Below are 7,096 nucleotides of genomic sequence, written 5' to 3' on the forward strand. Positions count from 1 at the left end.
CGGCGCACAGCGTCGAGACCGAGCCCTCGTAGTCCCGCCGCGTATAGCCCAGGCTGTTGGTCGGCAGCTTCGGATGGTGCAGCTGCGGCTTGGTGATGTAGGTCATTCCGCCGCCTCGATCTGGCCTAGGGACATCAGCTGGCCGATTTCGCCTGCGATGAAGCGCGCGGTGATCGGCGTGCCGTCGAAGTGCAGCACCGGCACGAGCTTGGCCGGATCGACGCCGATCTCGGTCATCAGCAGGGTCCGGAGCTGGGCGTCGCGGTTCTGCTCGACGACGAACACCCGCTCATGTGCGGCGATGAAGTCGTCCACCGCGTGTGCGAAGGGGAAGCCGCGGACGCGCAGGGCGTCCAGCCGGCGGCCCTGCGCCTCCAGCATCTCCAGCGCTTCGTCCATGGCCACGCTGGTCGAGCCGAAATAGATCACCCCGTCCTTGGTCTTGCCGCGGGCGGGCTTAAGGATCGGCGCCGGGACCAGGGTCTTGGCCGTCTCGAACTTCCGCAGCAGCCGCTGCATGTTGTCGACGTAGACCGCCCCCTCCTCCGAGTAGCGCGCATAGGGGTTCCGCGAGGTCCCGCGCGTGAAATAGCCGCCCTTGCTGGGGTGCGTGCCGGGATAGGTGCGGTACGGGATGCCGTCGCCGTCGACCTCCTTGTAGCGGCCGAAGTCCGCGCCCGCCTCCAGCGCCTCGGCCGTCATCACCTTGCCGCGGTCGAGCTTGCGGGTGTCGTCCCAGGCGAAGGGCTTGGTCAGCCACTCGTTCATGCCGATGTCGAGGTCCAGCATGACGAAGACCGTCGTCTGCAGCCGGTCGGCGAGATCGAAGGCCTGGGCGCCCATCTCGAAGCATTCGCCGGGGTCCGCCGGCAGCAGCAGCGGATGCTTGGTGTCGCCGTGGCTGGCGTAGGCCGCCGCCAGCAGGTCGGCCTGCTGCGTCCGCGTCGGCATCCCTGTCGAGGGCCCGCCCCGCTGCACGTCGAAGATCACCGCCGGGATCTCGGCGAAGTAGGACAGGCCGATGAACTCCGTCATCAGCGAGATGCCGGGACCCGACGTGGCCGTGAACGCCCGGCAGCCGTTCCAGCCCGCGCCCACCACCATGCCGATCGAGGCGATCTCGTCCTCGCCCTGGATGATCGCGTACCGCGCCTTGCCGGTCTCGGGATCGGTGCGCAGCTCCTGGCAATAGGCCGTGAACGCCTCGGCCAGCGAGGTGGACGGCGTGATCGGATACCAGGCGCAGACGGTGGCCCCGCCATAGACCGCTCCCAGCGCGGCGGCCTGGTTGCCCTCGACATAGATCCGGTCGCCCACCTTGTCCGCCCGGCGGACCTGCAGCGGCAGGATGGCCAAATTCTCCCTCACATAGTCGACGCCCATGTGCAGGGCCTCGACGTTCGCGGCAATCAGCTTGTCGCGGCCGGCGAAGTCCTCGGCCAGCAGCGCCTCGATCGCCTCTGTCTCGATGCCAAGAAGCGCCGCCAAGGCCCCGACATATATGATGTTCTTGAACAACTGCCGTTCGCGCGGCAGCTCGTAGCGGGCGTTGCACATGGCCGTCAGCGGCACGCCCAGCACGGTGATGTCGTCGCGGAACTTCGAGGCCGGGACCGCCCGCGTGGAGTCGTAGAACAGGAACCCGCCGCTCTCGATCTCGGCCAGGTCGCGGTCCCAGGTCTGCGGGTTCATGGCGACCATCACGTCGACGCCGCCGCGCCTTCCCAAGTGCCCGGCTTCCGTGATCCGCACCTCGTACCAGGTCGGCAGGCCCTGGATGTTCGACGGGAAGATGTTCCGCGCCGCCACCGGCACGCCCATCCGCAGGATGGACCGGGCGAACAGGCCGTTGGCGCTGGCCGAGCCCGAGCCGTTCACATTGGCGAACTTGACGACGAAGTCGTTCACCTTGGGCTTCATGGCCGGGTTCTTCAGCGGGTCCGGCATGCCGCCTCCGCCTGCGTGGTTTCCAGGTAGAACTTCTGCATGTCCCACGCCCCCGTCGGGCATCTCTCGGCGCAGAGCCCGCAGTGCAGGCAGACGTCCTCGTCCTTGACCATGATCCGCCCGGTCGCCAGCGTTCCCGACGCATAGAGGTCCTGGGCCAGGTTCAGCGCCGGCGCCTTCAGGCGGGTCCGCAGCTCAGGCTCCTCCGCCTCCTCGGTGAAGGTGATGCAGTCCATCGGGCAGATGTCGACGCAGGCGTCGCACTCGATGCACAGCTTGTCGGTGAAGACGGTCTGCACGTCGCAGTTCAGGCACCGCTGCGACTCGGCCAGCGCCAGCTCCCGGTCGAAGCCCAGCTCCACCTCCAGCCGCACGTCCTTCAGCGCCTGGGCCTTTTCGCGCAGCGGCACCCGGTAGCGGCGGTCGTTGGAGACGTCGTTGTCGTAGCTCCACTCGTGGATGCCCATCTTCTGGCTGACGAGGCTGGCGCCCGGCGGCGGCCGCTCGGCCACGTCCTGGCCCTCACAGAACCGGTGGATCGACACGGCCGCCTCGTGGCCGTGCGCCACCGCCCAGATGATGTTCTTCGGGCCGAAAGCCGCGTCCCCGCCGAAGAAGACGTTGGGGATCGTCGACTGCATGGTGAGCGGATCGACCTTCGGCAGCCCCCACTCGTCGAAGTCGAGGCCGATGTCGCGCTCGATCCAGGGGAAGGCGTTCTCCTGCCCGACGGCGATCAGCACGTCGTCGCATTCGTAGTGCTCGTCCGGCTGCCCCGAGGCGACCAGCTTGCGCCGGCCTTTCTCGTCATAGACCGCTTCCACCACCTCGAAGAGCACCCCGGTCAGCCGGCCCCCCTCATGGGTGAAGGCCTTCGGGACGCGGTAGTTGAGGATCGGGATGTCCTCGTGCATGGCGTCCTCCTTCTCCCAGGGGGACGCCTTCATCTCCTCGAAACCCGAGCGGACGATCACTTTCACGTCCTCGCCGCCCAGACGGCGCGAGGTGCGGCAGCAGTCCATGGCCGTATTGCCGCCGCCCAGCACGATCACGCGCCGGCCGACCTTCTCGATATGGCCGAACGAGACCGAGGCCAGCCAGTCGATGCCTAGGTGGATGTTGGCCGCCGCCTCCTGCCGGCCAGGCAGGTCCAGGTCCCGCGCCCGCGGCGCGCCCGAGCCCACGAAGATCGCGTCGAACCCCTCATCGAGCAGGGCCTTCAGGCTGTCCACCCGCTGGCCCAGCCTGAGTTCCATGGCGCTGAGCCGGGTGACGAAGCCCACCTCCTCGTCGATCACCTCTTCGGGCAGGCGGAATCGGGGGATCTGGCTGCGGATGAAGCCGCCGGCCTTGGGGTCCTGATCGAACAGCAACAGGTCGTAGCCCAGCGGCGCCAAATCCCGCGCCACCGTCAGCGAGGCGGGTCCCGCCCCCACCAGCGCCACGCGCCGGCCGTTCCGCGCTGCGGCCGGGGTTGGCATGCGCGCCAGCACGTCGCCCTTGTTGTCGGCCGCCACCCGCTTGAGCCGGCAGATCGCCACCGGCTCCTCCTCCACCCGGCCGCGCCGGCAGGCGGGCTCGCACGGCCGGTCGCACGTTCGGCCCAGCACGCCCGGGAAGACGTTGGACCGCCAGTTGATCATGTAGGCGTCGGCGTACCGGCCCTCAGCGATCAGGCGGATATACTCGGGCACCGGCGTGTGCGCCGGACAGGCCCACTGGCAATCCACGACCTTGTGGAAGTAGTCGGGCCCCTCGTTACGCGTGCGCTGCAAAACAGGTTTCCTTCCCGCGACGCTCTACTCCCGAGGCGGCGAAGTCGAACCTGCGGCTGGCAGGTGGGCTCCGCGGCTCCGGCGCGGCGTTGATGGGCAAGGCTACGCCCGCTTAGGCCGATCCGCCAACCACGTTCTGCGATTGATGTTCTTCAAGCTTGGCCGTAGCGGCGTCGTCAGCCGGCTTGACCACATCGTGAGCTTTTCTGGGGAGCAGGCCCGTAGCGCCGGGCTTGGGGTAAATGATACCTTAATCGCGGGAGATGGTCCGGGACACTGGACCTTGAGGGAGAATGCCGATGAACGTGCCCAGCGACCGCGTTCCCGAGTCCGCGTCCCCCGCTTACGACCGCGACGTCCCGCCGCCGGAAATCCTGGCGCTCGACCAGACAGACGCGTTCGACCTGCACCGCGAGATCAACACCCGCCGTGCGCAGCTCGAGAACTCCGAACTTCTGCGCCACATCCGCTCGCTCTAGGCTGCGGCGACCGGCTGCATCCAAACCGCGACGCCGGCGCCTCTATCCTGCGCGGGGCCGCCAGGTCTTGAGGGGTGGAGCATGACCGAGCCGACGGTCGGAGCCGGCTTTGTGCGCGGCCTGCTGGAGTTCGCCGTCCGCCGCGGCGTGGATCGCCAGGCGCTGGCTGCGCGCGCCGGCCTCGATCTCGCCGCCCTGCGCGACGAGGACGCCCGCCTGCCCTTCTCGGCCTACGTCGCTCTCATGAAGGCCGCCCAGGCCATGACGGGCGACCCGGCCCTGTCGCTGCGCTACGGCGCCGACGTCAACGTCGCCGAGATCTCGATCGTTGGCCTGATCGGCCAGGCCTCGACCAATGCGCTAGAGGCGTTTGTCCAGCTCAACCGCTACGTGCCGCTGATCGTCGAGACCGAGAACGAGGGCGGCGGCGACCGCTTCCGCATGCAGATGGACTGCCGCGGCCTCTGGATCGTCGACGCCCGCCTGCACCCCAACGACTTCCCGGAGCTGACGGAGTCGGCGTTCGCCCACATCGTCTGCTCCCCGCGCCAGCACGGCCACGACCTGGTCGTCAAAGCCGTTCACGTCACCCACCCGGACCCGGGCTACCGGCACGTCTACGAGGAGGTGTTCGGCTGTCCGGTCGTGTTCGAGGCCGACCGCAACGCCTTCTTGATCGATCCGTCCTGGCCCGACGCCCGGCTGCAGCACCTGCCCCGCTACGCCTTCGACGTCCTGTCGGGCCACGCGGAGGGCCTGCTGGCCAGCCTCGCCAGCACCAACTCGGTGCGCGGCGCGGTGGAGAAGCACCTAGCCGCCATGCTGCACACCGGCGAAGTCAGCGTCGACGCGGTGGCCGAGCGAATGGCCGTCAGCCGCCAGACCCTCTACCGCAAGCTCAAGGCCGAGGGCGTCACCTTCGAACAGGTGCTGGAGCAGCTGCGCGAGAAGCTGGCGCTCCGCTACCTCAAGGGCCGCAAGGTCTCGGTCAACGAGACGGCCTACCTCGTGGGCTTCTCCGATCCCGCCGCCTTCTCCCGCGCCTTCAAGCGGTGGACGGGCATGAGCCCCCGCGAAGCCCGCCTCGCCGACGCCTGACCTGAAACGAAAACGGCGCCGCCCTCTCAGGCGACGCCGCTTCGAACTCTCCTCGGCTCGGAGCCGATCGGTCTCAGTAGCCTTCCGGCAGGTCGTCTTCCTTCAGGAGCTCGTCCTTCGAGACCTTCTTGTCCTCGACCTTGGCCTTTTCGATGATCAGGTCGACGACCTTGTCCTCGAAGATCGGCGCGCGCAGCTGGGCCTGGGCGTTCGGGTTCTGGCGGAACAGGTCGAAGATCTGCTGGGCCTGCGGGCCATAGCGCATGGCCTCGCGACGCATGGCCTCGGCCAGCTCCTGGTCGGTCACCTGGACGTTGTTGGCCCGGCCGATCTCGGCCAGCACCAGGCCCAGGCGCACCCGGCGCTCGGCGATCTTGCGGTATTCGGACTCGAGCTGCTCGTCCGTCTTCTTGGCGTCGTCCTCCGGCAGGTTGCCGGCGGCCTTGTCCTGCTGGACCTGCTGCCAGATGGAGGCGAACTCCGCGTCCACCATCTTCGGCGGCAGCGGGAAGTCGTGCTTGGAGTCCAGCTCGTCCAGCAGCGCCCGCTTCAGCTTGAAGCGGCTCGCGCCCTGGTACTGCTGCTCGAGGTTGGTCTTGATCAGCTCCTTGAGCTTCTCGAGGTTCTCGACGCCCAGGCGCTCGGCGAAGGCGTCGTCGGCGACGGTGTCCACCGGCGCCTTCACTTCCTTCACCTTGGTCTCGAAGACGGCTTCCTTGCCGGCCAGGTTGGCGGCCTGGTAGTCCGCGGGGAAGGTCACCTTCACCTCGACGTCGCTGTCCGGCTTGGCGCCGACCAGCTGGTCCTCGAAGCCCGGGATGAACTGGCCCGAGCCCAGCACCAGCTCCACGTCCTGGGCCGTGCCGCCCTCGAACGCCTCGCCGTCGATGCGGCCGATGAAGTCGATGACGACCATGTCGCCGTCCTTGGCCTTCACCGTCTTGCCGGTCTTGGCCTCGTACGTCTTGTTCTGGCCGGCCAGTTCGTTGACGGCCTCTTCGACCTCCGCTTCGGTCGGCTCATAGACCGGGCGGGTCAGCGACAGGGTCGACGCATCGACCGGCTCAAACTCCGGCATCAGGTCGACGGCCACCTCGAACGCCAAGTCCGCCTTGCCGTCCAGCACGCCCTGGATGTCGCCTTCCGGCTTCAGCTCGGGGTCGCCCGCCGGACGCAGCTTGTTGTCCTCGAGCACCTTCTGGGTGGTCTCGGACAGGGTCTGCTCCAGCACCTCGCTCATCAGCTGCTTGCCGTACAGGCGCTTCACGTGCGCGACCGGCACCTTGCCGGGCCGGAAGCCCTTCACGTTGAGGGTCGGCGCGATCTCGGCGATCCGCGCCTCCAGCCGCTCGCTCAGGTCCTTCTGCGGAACCGTCACGCCGTAAACGCGGCTCAGGCCTTCGCCAGACTTCTCAACGACTTGCATCGACATTCTCAACTTCCGGACAGCGCGCCGAAAGCACGCCTGCAGGTCCGCCTTCAGGTGGAATAGGGAGCGCCGCCGAAATCGCCCGGCGGCGCGGCGCGCCCTTATGTCATGGCAGGCCCGCGCCTCCAAGAGCCTTGACGCGAGCGCTTCCGCCCGCGATTGCCACCCGGTCACGCGGATGTGGCGGAATTGGTAGACGCACTGGATTTAGGTTCCAGCGCCGCGAGGCGTGGAGGTTCGAGTCCTCTCATCCGCACCAGCCTCTCGCCTTGGTGGGGGCCCCGGCCATTCGTCGGCCGAGGACCAAACCTGAGGTGACAACGCCCGGCGCTCCCGGCACAAGGGCGCCATGTCGGAAGGCGTTCTCT

Annotated in this window: 5 protein-coding genes and 1 tRNA gene; 3 read left to right on the forward strand and 3 right to left on the reverse strand. The window is 68.1% G+C overall.

Annotation, left to right across the window (positions count from 1 at the left end):
- Nucleotides 1-102: 102 nt before the first annotated feature.
- Together RIF93_RS17135 and RIF93_RS17140 are read right to left on the reverse strand one after the other, a co-directional pair.
- Nucleotides 103-1,947 carry a 2-oxoacid:acceptor oxidoreductase subunit alpha gene (locus RIF93_RS17135; RefSeq protein ID WP_309092666.1) on the reverse strand — a complete coding sequence of 615 codons (1,845 nt, stop codon included), beginning with the start codon at nucleotides 1,945-1,947 and terminating at the stop codon, nucleotides 103-105.
- Nucleotides 1,932-3,722 (reverse strand): FAD-dependent oxidoreductase, encoded by a 1,791-nt coding sequence (locus RIF93_RS17140; RefSeq protein WP_309092667.1) that lies wholly within the window; start codon nucleotides 3,720-3,722, stop codon nucleotides 1,932-1,934. The genes RIF93_RS17135 and RIF93_RS17140 overlap by 16 nt, the downstream gene beginning before the upstream one ends.
- A 299-nt stretch (nucleotides 3,723-4,021) precedes the next feature.
- On the opposite strand from RIF93_RS17140, the gene RIF93_RS17145 reads away from it, so the two are divergent.
- Complete coding sequence (locus RIF93_RS17145) at nucleotides 4,022-4,201, forward strand: hypothetical protein (protein WP_309092668.1); 180 nt, start codon at nucleotides 4,022-4,024, stop codon at nucleotides 4,199-4,201.
- An 81-nt stretch (nucleotides 4,202-4,282) separates the two neighbouring features.
- Entirely contained in the window at nucleotides 4,283-5,299 is a 1,017-nt protein-coding gene (locus RIF93_RS17150; RefSeq protein WP_309092669.1) for an AraC family transcriptional regulator ligand-binding domain-containing protein, read from the forward strand.
- A gap of 73 nt (nucleotides 5,300-5,372) precedes the next feature.
- Here the strand turns inward: RIF93_RS17150 and tig are convergent, their stop codons facing one another.
- Nucleotides 5,373-6,725, reverse strand: coding sequence for a trigger factor (gene tig, locus RIF93_RS17155; RefSeq protein ID WP_309092670.1), 1,353 nt, complete (start codon nucleotides 6,723-6,725; stop codon nucleotides 5,373-5,375).
- 177 nt (nucleotides 6,726-6,902) lie between these two features.
- Here tig and RIF93_RS17160 point away from each other — a divergent pair.
- Nucleotides 6,903-6,987, forward strand: a tRNA-Leu gene (locus tag RIF93_RS17160).
- Nucleotides 6,988-7,096 lie beyond the last annotated feature (109 nt).

Origin of the sequence: Phenylobacterium sp., assembly GCF_031181185.1 — a bacterium.
GTDB lineage: Bacteria > Pseudomonadota > Alphaproteobacteria > Caulobacterales > Caulobacteraceae > Phenylobacterium.

Coding starts and splice junctions, on each gene's coding strand:
- RIF93_RS17135 (WP_309092666.1), bottom strand. CDS start 1,947: ATGCCGGACCCGCTGAAGAACCCGGCCATGAAGCCCAAGGTGAACGAC.
- RIF93_RS17145 (WP_309092668.1), top strand. CDS start 4,022: ATGAACGTGCCCAGCGACCGCGTTCCCGAGTCCGCGTCCCCCGCTTAC.
- RIF93_RS17150 (WP_309092669.1), top strand. CDS start 4,283: ATGACCGAGCCGACGGTCGGAGCCGGCTTTGTGCGCGGCCTGCTGGAG.
- tig (WP_309092670.1), bottom strand. CDS start 6,725: ATGCAAGTCGTTGAGAAGTCTGGCGAAGGCCTGAGCCGCGTTTACGGC.